General features: G+C 69.4%; 13 protein-coding genes and 1 pseudogene. 8 read left to right on the top strand and 6 right to left on the bottom strand.

Annotation, left to right across the window (positions count from 1 at the left end):
• Positions 1 to 225: 225 nt before the first annotated feature.
• Both AOQ37_RS34925 and AOQ37_RS34920 read right to left on the bottom strand, forming a co-directional pair.
• Positions 226 to 1,965 (bottom strand): SpoIIE family protein phosphatase, encoded by a 1,740-nt coding sequence (locus AOQ37_RS34925; protein ID WP_062650657.1) that lies wholly within the window; start codon positions 1,963 to 1,965, stop codon positions 226 to 228.
• Positions 1,966 to 2,493: 528 nt separating this feature from the next.
• Positions 2,494 to 2,664, bottom strand: a complete 171-nt coding sequence (locus tag AOQ37_RS34920; protein WP_020131495.1) for a DUF5670 family protein — start codon at positions 2,662 to 2,664, stop codon at positions 2,494 to 2,496.
• Positions 2,665 to 3,192: 528 nt separating this feature from the next.
• On the opposite strand from AOQ37_RS34920, the gene AOQ37_RS34915 reads away from it, so the two are divergent.
• The 6 genes from AOQ37_RS34915 (at position 3,193) to AOQ37_RS34890 (ending at position 9,990) form a co-directional block, all read left to right on the top strand.
• The gene (locus tag AOQ37_RS34915; protein ID WP_062650653.1) at positions 3,193 to 4,020 is read left to right on the top strand and encodes an oxygen-binding di-iron domain-containing protein; all 828 of its coding nucleotides are present in this window, start codon (positions 3,193 to 3,195) and stop codon (positions 4,018 to 4,020) included.
• A gap of 626 nt (positions 4,021 to 4,646) precedes the next feature.
• Entirely contained in the window at positions 4,647 to 4,871 is a 225-nt protein-coding gene (locus AOQ37_RS34910) for a hypothetical protein (RefSeq protein WP_062650652.1), read from the top strand.
• 629 nt (positions 4,872 to 5,500) lie between these two features.
• On the top strand, positions 5,501 to 7,036 hold the full coding sequence (locus tag AOQ37_RS34905) for an alpha/beta hydrolase domain-containing protein (protein ID WP_062650651.1): 1,536 nt from the start codon (positions 5,501 to 5,503) through the stop codon (positions 7,034 to 7,036).
• Positions 7,037 to 7,531: 495 nt separating this feature from the next.
• Positions 7,532 to 7,735 (top strand): cold-shock protein, encoded by a 204-nt coding sequence (locus AOQ37_RS34900; protein ID WP_062650650.1) that lies wholly within the window; start codon positions 7,532 to 7,534, stop codon positions 7,733 to 7,735.
• 325 nt (positions 7,736 to 8,060) lie between these two features.
• On the top strand, positions 8,061 to 9,572 hold the full coding sequence (locus AOQ37_RS34895; RefSeq protein ID WP_062650645.1) for a DEAD/DEAH box helicase: 1,512 nt from the start codon (positions 8,061 to 8,063) through the stop codon (positions 9,570 to 9,572).
• 106 nt (positions 9,573 to 9,678) lie between these two features.
• Positions 9,679 to 9,990, top strand: coding sequence for an SCO5918 family protein (locus tag AOQ37_RS34890; RefSeq protein ID WP_062650643.1), 312 nt, complete (start codon positions 9,679 to 9,681; stop codon positions 9,988 to 9,990).
• A 218-nt stretch (positions 9,991 to 10,208) separates the two neighbouring features.
• Here the strand turns inward: AOQ37_RS34890 and AOQ37_RS34885 are convergent, their stop codons facing one another.
• Positions 10,209 to 11,120: a short-chain dehydrogenase/reductase gene (locus tag AOQ37_RS34885; RefSeq protein ID WP_062650641.1), complete on the bottom strand. Its 912-nt coding sequence runs from the start codon at positions 11,118 to 11,120 to the stop codon at positions 10,209 to 10,211.
• 141 nt (positions 11,121 to 11,261) lie between these two features.
• Positions 11,262 to 11,366: pseudogene (locus AOQ37_RS40160) on the bottom strand (IS5/IS1182 family transposase); the annotation flags it as partial.
• A 285-nt stretch (positions 11,367 to 11,651) separates the two neighbouring features.
• Here AOQ37_RS40160 and AOQ37_RS42225 point away from each other — a divergent pair.
• On the top strand, positions 11,652 to 11,978 hold the full coding sequence (locus AOQ37_RS42225; protein WP_078890514.1) for an acyltransferase family protein: 327 nt from the start codon (positions 11,652 to 11,654) through the stop codon (positions 11,976 to 11,978).
• On the top strand, positions 11,936 to 12,673 hold the full coding sequence (locus AOQ37_RS34875; RefSeq protein ID WP_078890513.1) for an acyltransferase family protein: 738 nt from the start codon (positions 11,936 to 11,938) through the stop codon (positions 12,671 to 12,673). The genes AOQ37_RS42225 and AOQ37_RS34875 overlap by 43 nt, the downstream gene beginning before the upstream one ends.
• Before the next feature lie 396 nt (positions 12,674 to 13,069).
• Here AOQ37_RS34875 and AOQ37_RS34870 read toward each other — a convergent pair whose 3' ends face one another.
• Positions 13,070 to 14,821 (bottom strand): D-glucuronyl C5-epimerase family protein, encoded by a 1,752-nt coding sequence (locus AOQ37_RS34870; protein WP_062650635.1) that lies wholly within the window; start codon positions 14,819 to 14,821, stop codon positions 13,070 to 13,072.
• Positions 14,822 to 14,933: 112 nt separating this feature from the next.
• Positions 14,934 to 19,316, bottom strand: a complete 4,383-nt coding sequence (locus AOQ37_RS34865) for an FG-GAP-like repeat-containing protein (protein WP_159401417.1) — start codon at positions 19,314 to 19,316, stop codon at positions 14,934 to 14,936.
• Between the last annotated feature and the right edge of the window lie 283 nt (positions 19,317 to 19,599).

Genomic DNA, 19,599 nt, shown 5'->3' with positions numbered 1-19,599 from the left:
GCCGCATGAACCCGCGGAAGGGGTGAACTCCCGGTTCGGTATAGGGCGTGTGTGTCTGCTCGAGGCCAGGCTGTTCTGCTTCCGGCGGGCAGAGTCTGCCGGCGCCCGGAGCGTCCTGCCCCCGTATGTACGCCAGGCGCCCCACACGCGGCTACCGCCCCCACCCCACTCCCCGCGACGACGGGGCCTCGAGGCTTGACTGCCGTTTCTGAAGACGTGTCGCTGTCACTGCTCCTCGGCGGGAGGGGGAGTACGCAGCGCGATCATGGCGACGTCGTCGTCGTTGTCGCTGGGGCGGACCTGATCCAGCAGGGAGTCACAGAAGGAGTCCAGGGGCCGGTGGGCGAGGGCGGCTGCGTGTCGGCGCAGCCGGACCAGCCCGTGGTCGATGGAGCGCTGCGGGGATTCGACCAGCCCGTCGGTGTAGAGCAGGAGTGTGGCCCGTGGCGGCACGACGGTGAGGGCATCGGGGCGGGCTCTGGTGACCCCGGTCCCCAGCAGCATGCCGTGGGCTTCGTCGAGGTAGCGGGCCTGGCCGTCGTGGGTGACGAGCAGGGGTGGCGGGTGGCCGGCGTTGGTCCAGTGCAGTCGCCACAGGGTGTCCTCGCCCAGGGTGAGCCTGGCAAGGATCATGGTCGCCATGGGGACCTCGGCTACGTGCATCACGGCTTCGTCGAGCCGGGTGACGACCGTGCTGGGGGCGGCCTCGGGCTGGGACCACGCGAAGGCGCGGAGCATGTTGCGGACCTGCGCCATGCCGGCTGCGGCGTCAAGATCGTGCCCGACGACATCACCGATAACCAATGCGTGCGCGTGGTCGGCCAGAGCGAAGGCGTCGTACCAGTCGCCGCCCACGGAGGAGGCGTCCGGAGCGGGCACGTACCGTGCGGTCATCTCCAGTCCGGGAAGGACCGGGAGCTGGGGCAGAAGGTGGCGTTGCATGGTTTCGGCGACCTTGCGCTGGCGCTGGTACAGGCGCGCGTTGTCCAGTGCCAGTCCTGCCCGGCGGGTGAGATCCTCCAGCAGCGGCAGGTCGGCAGGGGTGAAGGCGTCGTGGCGTTGTGCGCGGCCCAGGGTCAGAGCGCCCAGTACGTCGCGCAGACCGCGAATGGGAGCGATGACGGCAGAGTGCATGCCCGTCTCGGTGAACAAGCGCTGCTGCTCGACCGCGATGCCTGAATCGGGCGGGCCCTGATAGGTGGCGGGGCCGGCGAGGGAGGAGGCGGCACCGCGTAGGGCCCGTGACAGGGGCATCGGCGATTCCTCCGGTACGGGAGGCATCGGGCCTTGCAGGTCGTCCCGCTCGACCAAAATGCCGTCCTTATGGGTGGCCACCAGAACGCGCCGTACCTCGTCCCGTTCGGTCAGGACATCGAACACCGCCCAGTCCGCCAGTCGTGGCACGGTCAGGGCCGCCAATCTGTGCAGTGCCTCGTCCACGTCCAAAGTGGAGGTGAGCTGCGTGGTGGTCTCCGCGAGCAGGGCCAGGCGGTCCAGTTCCGTCAGCGGTGCGGAATGCCGGTCATCGCTGGGACCGACGTCCTCCCGCTTCGGCTCGTACAGCGTCGTCAGCGCACCCGTCATCCCCGGCCCGAGCGCGTATGGCATGACCAGCCAGGACAGCAGGACGAGAGTGCCGTCCCCGCGGACGAACCACTCGGCGTCGCCATGCGTCGTCTCCCTCGCAAGAAGCGCCTTCCTTATCGGGCAGCGCATACGGGGCATCGAGTGGCCGTGCTTGTCCCGGTGCATCAGGTCGTGAAGATCCTGGCCGATGAGCTCCGAGGCCTTCCTGCCCACCAAGCTCCGGGCCGCGCTGTTGGCTGCGACGATGAGGCCATCGTCATCGACCGCGATGGCGGACGCCTGCAGGCTTTCCAGCGCTTGGTCGAGCAGGGCGCCGGACGGGGCCTGATACCCGGGCGCGGGAATGCTTTCCCTGCCGGGATCGGCGGCGTCGTCCATGTCTCTCCTTCGTCACGACACGAATCCGTGCGCCTACCCCGCCCGGACCACTCCATGCAGCAACGGCACAACGCTGTGGACCGCAGCAGTCTTGAACGCGGTGAAGACCTCCGGTGTGGTGGGAGCTGTCTGGGGACTCACCGCACGGAGGTCTTCCAGTCCCACCGCAATGCCCGACTGACCGCCATTGGTAGGCGCCTGCTGGTCGAACGGGTCGTGTCCAATTGCCCACGTCGCTGACGGTGCAGCGCCTGCTGGGTGGCCGGGCCGGCAGCACGGTGGCCGACTGCGCCCGCGGCCGATAGCACCCCGTGCTCGAGTGCAGCCGGCCGGTGTGAAGTGCGGGTGTGGCTGGGGTCCGGTGGTTGGAGGTGCAGATTCCGCTGCGTCACCGGGCCCCAGCTATGGGGTCTGGTGCCCGGGAAGATGGTCGTTACACGGTTTGTCGGAAGGGGTGTCGTGCGGGGGACATGCCGGTGGGCCCCCGACTGTTTCCGGGGGCCCACCGGCCGGCTGCTGTTGGCTGGGTTACCAGCGATACCAGCGGCCCTTGCGGCCGCCGGTGCCTGCGCTGCGCATGACGAAGCCCAGCAGCCAGACGACCAGCACGATGACGGCGATCCACCACAGTGCCTTGAGTGCGAAGCCCGCGCCGAAGAGGATCAGGGCCAGCAGAAGAACGAGAAGCAGGGGAACCATAGTTATCAACCTCCGTCGCTCCTCGTGCCCGGCGAATGCAAGAACATACGGTCGATTTCCCTGGTTTCTCCACTGATCTTGCGGGAACTGAACCCAGTTCTTTACGGCGTTTCCCCAGCCGCCGAGCCGGTGGGCGGCTGCCGGTTCGGAGATCCGCTACGGCGCAGCCTGGTCAGCCGACGGGGATGCCTTGCCTTTGCACGGAGACCAACATGACGACTTCCCGCGTGCCGCGTCCGTCGCCCAGCGGCACACGTGACGAGGCCACGATCGCCCAACTGAAAGAAGAGAACGCGCAGCTTCGGCGGGTTCGAGGTGCTGCGTGAGGTGTCCCAGCCGCCGCGGTGGTGAACAGTAGAGTCTCGGCGCCAGCGTCGCGCATCGTGGGCAGGGTCGGGCGGCGGTGATGTCGCAGTAGAAGCGGTATTCGATCTGCGGCTGGCAGAGGCCGTGACTGACGGGCGTCGTGGCGCGGCCGGGAGGAGACTGGAACCGTACGGGCGCGCCGGGGGGACCACGGAGTTCGTCATGCATGTACACAAGGTGGGCAGTGACACCACCGTTCTCGCGGACAGTCTCGACGTACCGGGCATTGGATTCCTCCCTGTCAACGCCTTCGTCCTGTTCGCCAAGGAACCGGTTGTCGTCGACACCGGGCTCTCCCTGGCCGACCGGGACTTCGTCGCCACGCTGGGCTCGGTCATGGACCTCGCCGACGTTCGGTGGATCTGGCTGACCCATCCCGACCGCGACCACACCGGCGGAATCTTCGCCCTGCTGGAAGCCGCCCCGCGATGCAAGGTGGTGACCACCTTCGTCGGCGCCGGAATCATGTCGACCGAACGGCCGCTCCCCATGGACCGGGTGTGCCTGGTCAACCCCGGCCAGAGTCTCGACGCCGGTGACCGCACGCTGCATGCCTTCCGGCCGCCGCTCTTCGACAACCCCGCCACCGTCGGCTTCTATGACGACCGCACCCGGGTCTGCTACAGCTCCGACTGCTTCGGCGGGCCGATGCCCAGCGAGGACATCGCCGAGAACGGGCACGCCTCCGACCTGGCGCCCGACGATCTCCGGGCGGCGCAGTTGATGTGGGCCACCGTGGACAGCCCCTGGGTACACATCGTGGATCCCGGGAGGTACCGCGCGACGGTCGAGCAGCTGCGGCGCATGGACCCGGAGATCGTGCTCTCCACCCATCTCCCGCCGGCCGTCCGGCTCACCAACCGCATGATCGACACCATCATGGGCGCGCCCGACGCGGACCCGTTCGTCGGGCCGGACCAGCGCGCTCTGGAGCAGATGCTGGCCACCTTCGAGCCCGGGGCGACCACCACTCCGGCAGCACCCGGATAACCGGCGCCGACGCGTCTTTTCGTGTGCGCCAAAAGCGGGGGAGGCAGAGGCAGCGCACAAGACCAGCGACCGGCTCTCCTTCTGTACGTGAAGAACCTGTGCCCGAAACGGTCAGGGTGTGTGTGGATAGGCTTTGGCGGTGACCGCTGATGCCGTGGAGAAGCTGGCTTGCTGATGCGTGCGGGACATTGGCCCGCGGACGGCTTCGATGTGGCGTCGGCCGGTGATGAGGGCAGCCCTGGTCTGCGGGCGCGGAGGGCTACGGACTCGGTGCTGGTGGGATGGGCGTCCGGCAGCGAGTTAGATCCTGAGGGCCGGGAGGATGCCGAGTTCGAGGGCACTCGTGCTGCTCTGCGGTCGGCGCTGCGGGCGATCCTCACGCAGGCCGGTCATGCCGTGCAGGTGGACCGCGAGAGCGGTGAGGTGCGGGTCAGGCTGCCTGCGTTACCCCGGGCCACGGGATCGACACCCGCGTTGGCCTCAGAGCGTGGCGCAGTTCGAACGCCAGCGGGCCCGGCTGTGTAGGACCCGCGTCCCGGAGTCCCGCGCCGTTTCGACTGGTCCGGCCTCCTCCTCACCGGGCAGCCGACTCGCCCCACGGCCCTGCCGGGAGCACGCTGGGAGGCGTGACCAGCGCGCCGATCGTCGTACACCAGCCCTCCCGTACCGGTGGCCGGAGTGTCACCGTGCACTCGCACGGCCGGGACGAGATCCTCGGCACCGCCTACAGCGACCACGACCTGGTGGTGTTCCTTCAAGCGGCGGGTGTCGACGATCCCGGGGGAGTGTTGGACGATGCGCGCTGGGTGGAATGGCGCGGAGGCCGCCCGCACGAGTGGAGAACGGCCTGAGCGGGGCCGCTCCAAACCGACCGCGCACAGGGTGGTGGCGTGGTGCCTCGTCCGTCTCCGTCTTCGTCTCCGCCGGTCTGGCGGCATCGCCGCCTCGAGGCCGTTCTGTATGAAGGGCCCGGCCCGATCCACATCACCTACGACGGACCCACCATCCGTTACCGATCCCCTCATCCCGCCGCCCGAGAGCAGTACGCCACCGTCGCTCTCGCCTGGATCAGCGCCAGCACCTGGCAGCCGTACCGAGCGGACCCGATAGCCGTACCGAGCGGACCCGACCCGAACTCCCCGCCGACGTCGATGAGGTGACCGCGCCCGAACCCCCACGGAACCTGCCTGCCCCGCGCTCAAGACCCACATGCCGCTCGGCCGGCACGAGCATTCGACCGGCAGCACGACCGGCGCAGGGCCGGCATCCACCGGCACCAGCGCCCCGGCGGGGAGAGTGATTGCGGTTGGCCCCGCACGGACACGCAGGGTCCCGTCCGTGCGTGCCGCGCGCGGCGCGCCGGTAGGAGCCGCTGGCGCGCGACACCGGTGAATTCGCCGGTGGGCCGCCCGGCACAGCAGGACGAGACTGCGTCGCTCCGACCGTTCGACACGCTCTTCACGACTCACGGAGGCAACCCGTGCGCATATCCGTCCGGTTACCCCGGCGGTGGGCCACCGCCACCGCCCTGGGAGCGGTACTCCTGACCACGCTCCTCGGCACGCCACCCGCCCAGGCCGATCCCGGCTCCCTCGCCGCCAAGGCCGCCAACCCCACCGTCAGCATCCCGCCGACCGGCAGCCACGGCTTCCCCTTCCTCGCCGCGGCGGAGGACCTCGGCTCGTTCGGCTACACCGAGAGCGAGTACTTCATCGCAGGCACCGCCACGTCGTACGCCAAGTCGGGACTGTGGGGCTCCGACGGCCGCTGGAACGTCCGCACGTCCGGCCGCGCCGCCTACAAGAGCCGCCTGCTCGTGCGCCGGCCCGCCGACGCGGCAAGGTTCAACGGCACCGTCGTCGTGGAGTGGCTCAACGTCAGCGGGCAGCTCGAACTCTCCCCGGACTACTGGTTCGCGCGCGACGAACTGCTGCGTAAGGGATACGCCTGGGTCGGTGTCTCGGCCCAGGCGGTCGGCGTCAACGGCGGCCTCGGCGAGATCAAGGGGCTCAAGGGCTGGGACCCGGCCCGGTACGGCAGCCTGGTCCACCCCGGCGACGCCTTCGCCTACGACATCTTCAGCCAGGCCGGGCAGGCGCTGCGCACCCCCGACGGGCCCGACCCGCTCGGCGGCCTCACCGTCGAAACGCTGCTCGCGGACGGCGAATCGCAGTCGGCCGGTCTCATGACGACGTACGCCAACGCCGTCCAGCCCGTCTCCGGCGTCTACGACGGCTTCATGGTGCACAGCAACAGCGCCCTGGCCGCACCCATCAGCGGCGACCTGGGCGACATCCTGCTGATGCCCTACCCGTCGCGGATCCGTACCGACCTGCCCGTACCGACGCTCGTCGTGCTCACCGAGACCGATGTCCCGGGAGCGTCCGCGGCCCGGCAGCCCGACACCGACCGCGTGGTGCGCTGGGAGGTGGCCGGCACCGCCCACGGCGACCAGTGGGCCTACGACCTCGGCCAGCCGACGGTCATCAAATCCGCAGGCACGGCCGCACCGCAGCCCGACTGCGCCGCCGGATCGGCCCCCTACAACGACGGTCCCGGCCACTACGCCATGAACGCCGCCCTGCACCACCTGGCCGGCTGGGCGCGGGGCGGCCCGCGGCCCGCGAGCGGTGCGCTGCTCAACGCCGACCTGCGCGACCCCGCCACCGGCCTGGCCGCCGGCGGCATCCGGCTCCCCGACGTGGCGGTGCCCACGCGCACGCTCACCGGCGCCCGAGACACCAGCGGCAGCGGCGTCTTCTGCGGCCTGTACGGCGCCCGGGACCCGTGGAACGCCGACACCGACCCGTGGGACCGGCACGACGCGGCCGACCCCTCCGACCCGGCCTTCCCGCCCCGCGCGGAACCGGTGCTCAGCCGGCTGTACCCGACGCACGAGGAGTACGTGGGCAAGGTACGGGCGGCCGCGCAGGCCTCCGTGAGCGCCGGACACCTCCTGCCGCAGGACGCCACCACCATCGTCACCACCGCCCAGGAGTCCGGCATCGGCGGCTGACACCACACCCGGTCGGCCATCGTCTGGAACAGTCCAGTACCTGTTGCCGGCCCGGCAACGGGCGCCCGCCCCGGGCGGACGGTGGCGGATCGGATCCCGGGCGCACGTCATCAGGGCCGCGCAGCTGCTGCGCGGCCCTGATCTGCGCCGGGACCGCGCCCCTCCCGGCCCGGCAACAGTGGCAGCCCTTTTTAAAGCATCCCGGCGGGGAAAATATCTGTGACCCCGAGATGAGGATTTACCGCGCAGCGCGGGGAGCGTTTTTACCGCTACCGGGAGCGCGGAAATATCCTCCGCATACGGGCCGCTACCTCATGCTACTGTTGATCTCAGTTGCAGTTGTGGTTCCCAAAAACTTCAAGCTCCACCGCCGGTATTTCCCGGCCACCGGAAGCTTTTATGTATTGCCGGTCATTTTCCCGGACGGGGTCATCGCGGCGACCTGGTATCCGTGCATCACGGGTCCCGGCGTACTGCCCCCAGAGGAGATATGACGTGGCATCAGGCATGGTGAAGTGGTTCAACGCGGCCAAGGGTTTCGGCTTCATCGAGCAGGACGGCGGCGGCCCCGACGTCTTCGCCCACTTCTCGAACATCGCCGCCCAGGGCTGTCGCGAACTGCTCGAAGGCCAAAAGGTCACCTTCGACATCGCACCGGGCCAGAAAGGCCCGACGGCGGAGAACATCGTTCCGGCCTGACGCCGGCGCGTACGTGCAGCTGGGACCCGCATCCCTCGGGGTGCGGGCCCCAGCTGCGGACACTCCCCAGTGGCGGCCCGCCGCCGCCCGCAGCGCCCCCACGGGTGCGTGCCTCTTCGGAGCTGAACCGGCCCGGCCGGCGTCCGCCGATTTCGTGACCGCCTGACGCCCCCCCGTTTCACCGCCTGCACCCGTACCGGGTCCACTGCAAAACCGGATCCACTTTCGCATTCCATTTCCATTCCGGCCCGTTCTTGTGATTCCCCGCGCTGTTCTTCTGCTGCGGGAATCCCTTGATGCGTGCCGTATCAAGGGAAGGTTCTCCATGAACCCCACACGTACGAACGGCCGCTCCTCCCGCCCCCGCCGGACCGGCGGCCCCGCTTTCGGCCCCGGCGCCGGTTCGAGGCAGAACGCCCGCTTCGGCTCGCCCGCACCGAGCCGTTCGGGCAACCCCAGCCGCTCAGGCGGCCACGGCCGGCGGCCCGCAGCGGTCCAGGGCGAGTTCGCCCTGCCGGAGACGATCACCCCCGCGCTGCCCGCGGTCGAGGCGTTCGCCGACCTCGACATGCCGGGGCCGCTGCTGGCCGCGCTGACCGCACAGGGCGTGAGCGTCCCGTTCCCGATCCAGGGCGCGACCCTGCCCAATACCCTCGCGGGCCGCGACGTCCTGGGCCGCGGGCGCACCGGCTCCGGCAAGACCCTCGCCTTCGGCCTCGCCCTGCTGGCCCGCACCGCCGGACAGCGCGCCGAACCCGGCCAGCCGCTCGCCCTGATCCTCGTGCCGACCCGTGAGCTGGCCCAGCAGGTGACCGACGCGCTCACCCCCTACGCCCGCTCGGTGAAGCTGCGCATGGCCACCGTCGTCGGCGGAATGTCGATCGGCAGGCAGGCCAGTGCGCTGCGCGGCGGAGCCGAGGTCGTCGTCGCGACGCCGGGCCGCCTCAAGGACCTCATCGACCGCGGTGAATGCCGGTTGAACCAGGTCGCGATCACCGTCCTGGACGAGGCCGATCAGATGGCCGACATGGGCTTCATGCCCCAGGTCACCGCCCTTTTGGACCAAGTGCGCCCCGAGGGCCAGCGGATGCTGTTCTCCGCCACCCTCGACCGCAACGTCGACCGCCTGGTCCGCCGCTACCTCACCGACCCGGTCGTCCACTCCGTCGACCCCTCCGCAGGCGCGGTCACCACGATGGAGCATCACGTCCTGCACGTCCACGGCGCCGACAAGCAGTGGGCGACGACGCAGATCGCGGCACGCGACGGCCGCGTGATCATGTTCCTGGACACCAAGCACGCCGTCGACCGGCTGACCCAGGACCTGCTCAACAGCGGGGTACGGGCCGCCGCGCTGCACGGCGGCAAGTCGCAGCCGCAGCGCACCCGGACCCTGGCCCAGTTCAAGACGGGGCACGTCACCGTGCTCGTGGCCACGAACGTCGCGGCGCGCGGCATCCACGTCGACCACCTCGACCTGGTCGTCAACGTCGACCCGCCCACCGACCACAAGGACTACCTCCACCGCGGCGGCCGCACCGCCCGTGCCGGTGAGTCCGGCAGCGTCGTCACCCTGGTCACCCCCCACCAGCGCCGTGACATGACCCGCCTCATGACCGCCGCCGGCATCGTGCCCCGGACCACGCAGGTCCGCACCGGCGAAGAGGAACTCAGCCGGATCACCGGTGCCCGGACGCCCTCCGGCATCCCGGTGACGATCACCGCCCCGGTGGCCGAGCGGCGCAAGCGCAGCGTCGCCTCACGCGGCCGGCGCAGCTCCGCTTCGGCCGCCCGCCGCGTGAGCCTGCGGCAGTCCTCCCTCGACACGGCTGCCTAGGCACTTCGTCGGCCACCAACAGGGCCTCACCGACCGCCCAGGCCGCAGCACAACCCCCTGCGGCCGCAGCACAACCCCCTCGCCGTTCCTCTCCCTGTGAGTCATCATGCGCTGTGTCATCGCCCGCTTCCCGTTCGACCTCACCAGGAGCGGCGTCCTGGCATCGATGAAAGGCGTCAAGCCCGAGGAAGCCCTCGGTGCGTCCGTGATCATCGGCCGCCGCACCTACCCCGCCAAGCAGGTCGGGCAGGTGGTCACACGCCAGGACCGCCGCGATTTCACTGCCGCCGAAGTCCTGCGGGCCATGGCCCAGCTCGGCTTCACCTGCCGCGACGTTCCCCGCGCCGCTGCATCCACCCGCGTTCTCGACCCGTTCCAAGAGGCTTCCGCGCTGCTCGGCACCCCCGCGGCCGCCTGACCGGCGAGCAGCCGACCCCCGGAGGCCGGCACCGCACCCGGCCACGGACCGTGCTTCGCGTCGGCGCGCCCGCCTGCCCGCCGACGCGACGCCCTCTGTGCCGCCGTCCAGGAGGACGAAGTCACGCCTTCCGCAGCGGAGCCCTGCGAACCGCCCGCCCCTCCCCGCCTGCGGCCCGTGCCCCATGCGCGCAACGCGCCCGCCCCGCCCTGCCCCGGTCAGGTCTGGGGCGGGGTCACGGGCGGCACCGGCGCTACCGCGCCGCGCGCCCGCAGGTCGGCGGCGCCGCCCGCGCCGAGCACCCCGGTGGTCCGCTCCAACTCTTCGACCGGCAGGGCCGACAACGACCGCCGTGCCACCGCCGACACCACCAGCGGCAGCACCGGACGCAGCGGCTGCACCAGACGCAGCCACGGTGGCGCGTAGACGCTGACCGCGCGCCGCTCCACCCCGCGCACCAGCCATCCGGCGACCTGCTCGGGACTGTGCACGCGGCGTGCGGGCGCGGGCTGATGGGAACGCAGGGCCCGCAGCACCGGATGGTCGTCGAGGGCCGCGATCATGTCGGTGCCGGTCCAGTGCAGGTACGCGATGCCCACCCCCACGCCCGCCGGACGCACCTCGGTACGCAGCGCCTGGGCGAACGACTCCACGCCCGCCTTCGAAGCGCAGTAGGCGCTCATCAGCGGCGCCGAACCGAACGCCGCGGTGGACGCCACCTGGAGGAAGTACCCCCCGGTACGGGCGAGTTGGGGCAGGAAGACGCGGGCCGTGTTCGCGCTCCCGATCAGGTTGACCTCGACCACCCGGTCGAACAGCGATGCCTCGCACGTGGCGAACGGGCCCGCGGCGGCGATCCCCGCGTTGGCGATCACCACCGAGGCGGGCCCCAGCCGCGCGTCGACGCTGCGGGCCGCGCCCTGGAGCGCCGCCTCGTCGGTGACGTCGACCTCGAAGCAGTGCGCCTCGGTCGCCAGCCCGGCCGCGACCTGGCGCAACGAGTCAAGTTCCCGCCCCAGCAGCGCCACCCGCATGCCCCGCAGGGCCAGCCGGCGTGCCACCGCCGCTCCCACGCCGCGCGCCGCCCCGGTGACCACCGCGATCCGCGCGTCCGGTCCACCCTCCGCCATGACCGCCTCCAGGCCCGCCCTTACGACCCGCGCCGCACCACGCACCCGGCCAGTCGACCACGCCCCCACCCGGCCCGCCCGCCACCGCGAGCCACGAGGGTGACGGCACCACGCCTGGGCACCGCGGCCCCGGTGAGGGCGGACGGTCATGCGGTTGGGGCTGATGCGGGATCTGCGGAAGATCTGCCAGGACTTCAGCCGTGCCATGCCGCGTTTGATGGGTGCCCGGTCCGCAAGGGTTAAGCGAATGGGTAAAGGCAGCCGGTGATATCACCGCGGGTGCGGGGGAGCACCCGAGCCCGGAGAATGCCGGCCGAGTGGGCGTGGGACGCGCACGCCCCACCCTTCGAGAACGACGGCCTCGGCCAGATATCGGTTCGTGTACGCCGAGAAGGACGAAGCATGATCAGCGGGTGCGGGCGGTCCTGGTGAGGGGCATTTCCGGCCCCCTGTCTCAGTTGTGTCGATCTGGTCATTTCCGCTGGTAGGGGTGGTCTCGGCGGGGGCACAGGGCCTTGCTGATGTCCGCGGGTGAGATCACGGAAATCTGTGCCTTCGCCGGCCCGGTTCGGGTGGCTCGACGCCGTCCGAGGGATTGCGGCCCTGACTGTGGCCCTGCATCACTTGAGCGCCGAACTGTTTGTGGGCACGAGCGCGGCCGTGCGGGAGTGGTTCGACCCGGGCATCTTCGGGGTGATGGCGTTCTTCCTGGTCAGCGGCTACATCGTGCCTGCCTCGCTGGAGCGCCGGGGAGATGTGCGGGCGTTTTGGATCGGGCGGCTGTTCCGGCTCTGGCCTCCGTCGCCAACGCCACGATGTTGCAGGACCTGCTGGGTCTGCGCAGCGGGCTGCCGGTGATGTGGACGCTGACCTACGAGATGGTCTTCTATTACCTGGTCACGCTGTTGTTCATGGCCGGCGCCCAGCGTCGTAGCGGGCCGGTGGCTGTGGTGGTCGCCGGGGCGGCGCTGCTGCTGGGCCCGTGGGCAGCCGCCTGGAGCCTGCGGCCTGAGTTCACTGTTCGGCAACTGGTCGCGGGAACCGCGCTGGTCGTCGTGGTGGGGCTGCTGTTCCTGCTCACCGGGCGTCGCGCGGCGCAGATGACGGGAGCGGCGCTCCTGGCCGGGCTCGGCCTGGTCCTCATGATCGCGGACGGGCGGTCGACCCCCTGGGAGAGCATGCTGATCCTGGCCACGATGTTCAGCGGAACGGTGATCTACCGCGCCGAACGAGGACAGATATCCCGGAGCGCGGCCTGGGCTTACTGCGGGTTCGTCATCGTGGCCGGGACGGCGGCCGGACTGCTCTACGACGACAGACAAGCCCAGATCCACACCTGGACCGCCTCACCGACCGCCTGGGCCAGCGCCTTCCTGGCGGGCTGGGCGCTGTTCGGCGTGGCAATGCTCCTGCGCCACCGCCGCATGCCCGCTGCGCTGACTTGGCTCGGTCTGGTCAGCTTCTCCGTCTACCTGCTGCACCGGCCGCTGATCGCCGCGATGTCCTGGCTCATGGAAAGACGGGCCATCCCCACAGCACGGCCCACCAGCTGATCTGGGTGGCGGCCTTCCTGTCGACTCTGCTCTTGCTGAGCGCACTGACCTATCACCTGGTGGAGCTGCCCGGGCAGCGGCTGGCCCGTCGGCTGCTGGCCCGCCGGTCCGGTCCGCCGGCGGAGAGCGGACCGGTCGTACCCCAGACGCCGCAGGAGTATGAGGCGGCTGCTCGCAGAGGACGCCATCGTCTGGACGCAAAGCGCCCGCAGCCGCCGGTCGCGGCGCCGTCGGGCAGCCAGGAGCCCTAAGCAGCCGCGGGCCACCGCACGTGAGGTGCCGAAAGACCGACCCCCAACCCGTGCATGCGCTGGGTACGGCAGACCGCCGGCCCTCGGCTGGATGCCGGGTGCCGGCGGTGCGTCGGTCAATGGCTGTGCTGGGAAGCGGGCGCGGTCACAGGCCGTCGGTGGTGACGTTGTTGTGCCAGACCCAGTAGCCGGTGAGGGTGCCGGCGCTGATGCGGAGCATGTTGCGGCCGTTGATGACGGCGCGCTGGTCGAAGGGGGCGTTGGAGGCGTGGTCCCACTGGACTGTCTTGGTGGTGCCGACGGCGCCGTCGGTGCCGTACTTGTAGACGTCGACGGGGGTGTTGGCGGGGAAGGTGAGGGTGCGGGCGGGGAGGTAGGTCTTGGTCCACCACTGGCCGCGCAGGAACGCGGTGGTGTAGTTCTCGCCGACCCACCAGCCGGCATAGGCGCCGGCGCTGATGCGGTAGTAGACGCCGCGGCCGTGGATGCGGCGTCGCATGGTGGCGGGGGCTGAGGTGTCGCGGGTGAAGGTGACCTGCTGGGTGGCGGTCTGGGCGTCGTCCTTGGCGGGGTCGTAGGCGCCGGTGGCGGTGGTGGCGTACTGGTAGAGGGTGTAGGTGCCGGCGGCGAAGGCGACGGTGCCGCCACTGGGCAGGTCGGTGGAGACCAAGTCCGGGTAGGGGTAGTCGTCCAGCAGCTGGTCCATGTCGCGGGCGAAGGTGTAGTGGCCGGAGAACCACTGGAGCTGCATGAACAGGTCGAGGTGATGGTGGTGGTATGTCAGCGGGGCGATGCGGTGGGTGTTGCAGTAGAAGGAGAGCCAGCGCGTGTTGCGCAGGCGCGGGTAGTAGTTGGCGATCGTGGTGAGGCCGCCGTCCCACAGCTTCAGCGCGAGTTCGTTGCGGGTGTGCTGGTAGTAGTCCCACACACCGAACAGGGCGAAGATCATGCCGTTGAAGGTGTAGTCCGACGTGCCGGGCGCGTCGATGGGGTATTCCTGGATCCAGAAGTAGCCCGCGCTGTCCTTGTTGACCACCCACGGTTTCGCGTCGTCGGCGCGCAGCAGCGAGGCGAACGCGCCGTCGGCCGCGGCCAGGTACTGGGTGCGCTCTTCCGCGGTGACGTCGGTGTCGGGGAGTTGGGCGAGCTGGATGAACAGGGATATCGCCTCGCCCTGGGCCATGCCGGAGTACCAGGGGGCGGTGTAGACGAGTCCACCGTGCGTGTTGTGGGTGTAGTTGAAGGGGTAGGGGAAGTACCAGGCGCCGCGGGTCTCGACCCGCCGGTCGATCTGCCGCTGGGCGTGGGCCTTGGCACGGGTGAGGAACCAGGTGTCACCGCTGGTGCGGTAGGAGGCGAGGCAGCCCAGGCCGTACTGGATCTGCGTGACGGGTTGGTCGTAGAGCTTGCCGTCGCCGTTGATGAAGACGTCGGGGTCGTTGTAGAACATGCGCACGCCCTGGGCGTCCACGTAGGCGCCGGTGTCGCCCTTGGCGACCGGCCGGTTGCGCCACGGGCGCAGTTCCTCGGGGACGTCGACGATGGTGTAGCCGGCGGTGGCGAACTCGAACGGCAGCGTGGTGGGCACGTCGTCCGCGGCCGTCTGTGGGTCGACGGTGCCACCGGTGTAGGGGATGCGTCTGTTCGGGGGCGTGATGGTGCCGCTGGTGATCTGCTCCGGCGCGGGGCCCAGCGTGGTCGTCGGTGCGGGGGTACGCGGCAGGCTGAGCACCTGGGACATGGGAATCCCAGGAGACGGACTCGGCGTGGGTGCGGCGAGGATGCCGGCAGAGGCTGCTGTAGCGCTGCCTCCTACGGCGAGCGCGCCGAGCGCGCTGCCGCCGGTGAGGCGTATGAACTGGCGGCGGCCGACGTCGGTGCGTCGTTGATCTGACACGTACAACTCCCATGAGAGAAGGGGGATTACCGAAGGCGCGGGGAGCCCCGGGGCCGCCGTGAGAGCGCTGGAGTGCAGCGCCGGGCGGCCCCGGAGACAAACGCGGACTCGCCTACCAGCCGCTGCCGATCTGCTGGCGGGTGCTGAAGGCGGTCGCGGTGCGGGGGTAGAGCCACAGGATGCGGGTGGCGTCGTCGCGGACGATGACGTCGGGGTTGCCGTCACCGTTGAAGTCGCCGATACCGGCGAAGGTGTAGCCGTTCCAGCCCGTACCGAGCTGGGAGCGGGTGCCGAGGCCGGTGCTGCCGTTGCCGGGGTAGAGCCACAGGATGCCGGTTGCGTCGTCGCGGACGATGACGTCGGGGTAGGTGTCGGCGTTGAGGTCGGCGACGCCGGCGAAGGTGTACGGGTTCCAGCCGGTGCCGATCTGTACGGACGTACCCAGACTCGTGCCAGCGCCGGTGCCGGGGAACAACACCAAAGAGCCGTCAGGGTGGCGGCCGATCAGGTCGGCTTTGCTGTCACGGTTGAAGTCGGCAACGCCGGCGAAGGTGTAACCGTTCCAGCCGCTTGGAAAGTTGCTGACCGGGGTGAGCAGGTCGTGCCCGACGTTGCCAGGGAACAGGCGCAACGTTCCGCCGGGGGCCATGGCCACGGTGTCGGGGTAGCTGTCGCCGTTGAAGTCGCCGATCCCGGCGAAGGCGTAGGTCGAAAGGCCGGAGCCGATGTACAGGGCGGCGCTGGACCAGCTGCCGTTGCCGTTGCCACGGTAAAGCCACAGGCTGCCGGTGGCATCGGTGGCGACCAGGTCGGCGTTGCCGTCGCGGTTGTAATCGGCAACGTCGGCGAAACTGTACGGGGCCTTTGGCAGGGTGATGTTTCCCATGGTGCCGACCTGTGTGGCGGTGAGTACGGCCCCGTTCCAGACCTGGACGTCGGAGATGCTGCCCTTGAAGAACGAGAAGCGCGCGTCGTTGCTGAGGCTGTTGCCCAGGGTGAACTTGCCGGTGAAGCCGGAGATCGCGGTGTGGGAGCCGCGAGCCACCGGCCGGTCGTCCATGTATAGCGTCGTGGCTTTGGAGGTCGGGTCATAGGTGGCGGTCAGGTGGGTCCACTGGCCGATGATGGCGCTGCCGCCGGAAATGCAGTCGTAGCCGCGGGTAGTGTCCCCCGTGGCCAGGCAGAACGCCCACTGCTTGTCGGACTGGGGGTAGAGCAGGAAACCGGCGTTGTGTACGCCGTCCTGGGAGGCGATGACCCCGCCGACGGCCGAGGGCTTGACCCACGCCGAAATGGTGAAGGGACTCGACAGCGACAGTGCCGCGTTCGACGTCATCGCGCCGGTGGCGGTGCCGTCCAGCGCCAGGGTAGGAGAGAAGACGTCGTCATCGGTGTCCCAGGTGGCACCCGTGCCGCTGCCCGTGAGGGTCAATCCGGCGGCGGTGTCCGCGGCACTGGCCGCGCTGCCCTCGGTACCGTCCCCGAGCGGCCAGGCATGGCCGGGGGCTATCAGTGTCTGCGCCGTCTGCGCGGTGAGGGTTCCGGCGGCGGCGTTGAAGATCCGTGCGGTGCTCGCGCCGTTGGAGGAGACGGTCCGCAGATCCGGGGTGCCGTCACCGTTCAGGTCGGCGGCTTGCAGGATCGGCAGGGTGGCTGAGCTGTAGCCGCTGCTTGCAACCTGCACAGGGGTGACCGGGTTACCGAACGCGAGGTCTTGCAGTTGCTGCGGGGTGTAGTAGTACAGGGCGCCGGTGCTGTTGTGACGGGCGAAGAGCGCGGGCAGCCCGTCAATAAGGCTGCTGGTGATGCTCCAGCCGGTCCAGTCACCGCTTCCCGTCGCGTTGATACCGCCCAGCGGGAGTGCGTTGTCGATGCCGCTGAAGGCTCCGGGAGCGGGGTTGCCGGGCTCGTCCCACAGTTGGCCTCCAACGATCATCAGCAGGTCCGGGTAGCCGGTGGCCGGTTCGCCGTTGAGGGTGTGGTAGAGATTGCCACCACTGGCGATGCTGGTGGCCTTGTTGCCGATGGCACCGGTGATACCACTGCCGTCGGTGAAGACAGTGAGGCTGACCGCGATGCTGTCGCCGCTGGTGGCGTGCAGTGTTGAGCCGTCACCACTACCGGACACGACGACGCCGCGGCTGGTCGTGGGGTTGTAGTCCAGGACGTCGTTGAAGCCGGCTCCGGTGTTGAAGTGGCCGGTGATCGTCTGGGTGCCGTTCCAGTCCGCCGGTGAGCCTGCGGTATTGACTCCGGTGCCCTGCACGCCGAGGTTGGTGGCGCTGGTGGTGAGTTGTCCGTCGGATGTGCCGTGGGCCAACCACAGCCCGCTGGACAGACCTGCCTGCGCGCCCACTGCGGTGAGGTCGGGGGTGCCGTCGCCGGTGAGGTCACCGTCGACGGCGGTGGCTGCGGGGGAGGCGATGAGAATGCAGTTCGCGGTGTCGCCGATGTTGCCTCCGGACGAGACCGCGGTGACCGTCAGCACGTTGGTGCCCCTGGTGGGGGTGACGCTGATTGGTGTGCTTGCCCCCGTGCTGGCAAGGGAGACCGGGGTAGTGCCGTTGAGCTGGTAGAGGTAGCTGGCGGTGGTCCCGCCGGTGGTGCTGGGCGCCACGGCGAAATCAGCTGTTTTACCGACTTGGTAGGTGGCCGGGCTGGCGTCGTCACCGCATTCGTACGCAGAGGCATCAGCGATGGCCGGGGAGCCCGGTCGGCTGGCATCGAACTGGAACTTGCAGGTCGCCGATACGGGTGAGGCGTAGGTGCCGTCCGAGGAGGTGACGTTCCACGTCACGCCCAGCGGTGCGCCGCCGGCCGCGGTCTCCAGCACAGACTTCTTCAGAATGTAGACGGCGTTCTTCCCCGACGCTGCGGACACGGTGGGCTTGGCGATCTGTGCGCCACCGCTCGTCTTGGTGATGTTGAAGGTGTTGGACAGCGTGCCGCCGTCGGGGTCGGAGACCTTCGCGTACAGGGTCACGTCCCCGTCACCGATGGTCTTGACGGTGCTCGAACAGGTCGTGGCCGGCGAAGTAACCAGTGTCGAGGGCTTGTTGGGCCTGTGATCGTAGGTGGTGGACATCGAGAGGGTGGCGTGGTCGAACTTCTTCCACCCGTACTTGTCCAGCTCGTCGCTGGCTTGCAGACCGAGGGTGAGGCTGCTCAGGTTCGCATTGTCGGCCACGTCCTGCATCCGGGAGGTGACGTCGAAGCCGAGTGACTGCGCCGGGCAGGAAGGACTGTAGCCGTAGGCCACGGTCTTTGTGCCCCACTGGGCCGTCCAGGTGGGCTGGTTGGCCCAAGTGGTGCCGGAGGTGATCGGGCCGGTCTGCCACAGTTCCACCGGGGTTGCGGTGCACGACGGCGCGTATGTCTCGGTGGCATAGAAGTGGGAGTCGATGACCGTCGCTCCGAAGAGCCGGCTGTCCACCGAGAACTTTGCGTACGCCCGCGACTTGTGTACAGGGTCCTCCCAGCCCTGGTAGCCGACATGTAGCCCGGTGGAGCTGGTGTCCTTCCAGAAACTGGTGTTGGGGGCAGCGGAGTTGACCCAGGTCCAGCTGCTCACCGTGCCGCCCGCGGCACTGTAGGTGGGGTCGATGTAGACGGGATACACCGTGGAGGAGGCCGACAGCATGCCCGTATCGGGTGTCAGCCGGATCTTCCCCGAGGAGTACGAGGTGGCGACCGGCGCGATGTGCGCACCCACGCCCGGCTCATCGGTGTCCGAGGCCGCCGACCTGCTGGCGGACGGCGAGCTCGGACTGGCCGCCTTGGCGGTGGCGGAGTCCCACATCGTCGGGGCCGGGGCGGAGAACACTGTGCCATGGGTGGTGTCGCGGGCGGCGATGTTGCCCGCCTTGTCCACGGCGAGTGTCACGTTCTTGGTTTGAGTGGGAAAGACCAGCGTTTCCAGAGCAGGGTCGGCGGCCGCTTCGGCGTTCTTGACGACGAGGACCTCGGAGAAGCCGCCCTGGGCATCGGCAGTGACCTTCAGGTCCACCCCGTCCAGCACATCGGGGTAGGTGGCACTGGAACCGTCCAGAGTCGGGGCGGGCAGCGGACCGAGGGAGGCCGGCGTCGTCAGCGAGAGAGACCGGCTGTGGTCCTTCATCACTGCAAGCGGCCCGTCTCCGCCCCCGGACAGGATCAGGCCCGTGGTAGTGAGCGCTGGGGCGATGGTGCCGTCGGAGCGCCGCACTAGCGTGGCATCCAGCTTCTTCCAGGAGCCGGAAACGTACTTGCGCACCGGTGCGACCGACTGGGTCAGAGTGAAGGTGCCGTCCGGATTGGCTACTTTCGACTCGGTCGGCGTGGTCGCGGCTGCCACGGTCACGGCCTTGCCGGTGGACTGCGCTTTTCTCGAGGCCCGTGCCTCGTCGAGCGGCAACTTTGGTGAAGTTGCCTCAGATGTTGCATCGGCGTGGGCGGATGTCACCACGCCGGACAGCGACAGCGTGCTGAGCGCGGCAACAAGCGCCGTGCTCAGCATCCTTCTGTGCAGGGTGGATCTCACCTTCAGGTACCCCCCAGGTCTGTTCGAACGTGATCAGTTATGTCGATCGGCGCTCCAGTGGACAAGCTTTTGAGCGTCTGTGGCAGAGCTGATTGATGGCGAGATGCCTGGCATGTCCGAGACGGACGGCAAGCTTTACAAATCCTTGGCTTCTGATTGTGAAGATTTGTCGGAATTGATTACTGTCCGGCGGCTCTCCTGCTCTGCGATAGTCGCCCGCGCAGCCACATCTTGATCAAGGTGTGGAGGGCCGTCGTGC

The sequence above is a fragment of the Streptomyces maremycinicus genome, assembly GCF_001184025.1.
GTDB classification, from domain to species: Bacteria; Actinomycetota; Actinomycetes; order Streptomycetales; family Streptomycetaceae; genus Streptomyces; species Streptomyces maremycinicus.
This window is presented reverse-complemented; position numbering and strand designations above follow the sequence as displayed.

Coding starts and splice junctions, on each gene's coding strand:
- AOQ37_RS34925 (WP_062650657.1), bottom strand. CDS start 1,965: ATGGACGACGCCGCCGATCCCGGCAGGGAAAGCATTCCCGCGCCCGGG.
- AOQ37_RS34920 (WP_020131495.1), bottom strand. CDS start 2,664: ATGGTTCCCCTGCTTCTCGTTCTTCTGCTGGCCCTGATCCTCTTCGGC.
- AOQ37_RS34915 (WP_062650653.1), top strand. CDS start 3,193: ATGCATGTACACAAGGTGGGCAGTGACACCACCGTTCTCGCGGACAGT.
- AOQ37_RS34895 (WP_062650645.1), top strand. CDS start 8,061: ATGAACCCCACACGTACGAACGGCCGCTCCTCCCGCCCCCGCCGGACC.
- AOQ37_RS34890 (WP_062650643.1), top strand. CDS start 9,679: ATGCGCTGTGTCATCGCCCGCTTCCCGTTCGACCTCACCAGGAGCGGC.
- AOQ37_RS34885 (WP_062650641.1), bottom strand. CDS start 11,120: ATGGCGGAGGGTGGACCGGACGCGCGGATCGCGGTGGTCACCGGGGCG.
- AOQ37_RS34875 (WP_078890513.1), top strand. CDS start 11,936: ATGTTGCAGGACCTGCTGGGTCTGCGCAGCGGGCTGCCGGTGATGTGG.
- AOQ37_RS34865 (WP_159401417.1), bottom strand. CDS start 19,316: ATGCTGAGCACGGCGCTTGTTGCCGCGCTCAGCACGCTGTCGCTGTCC.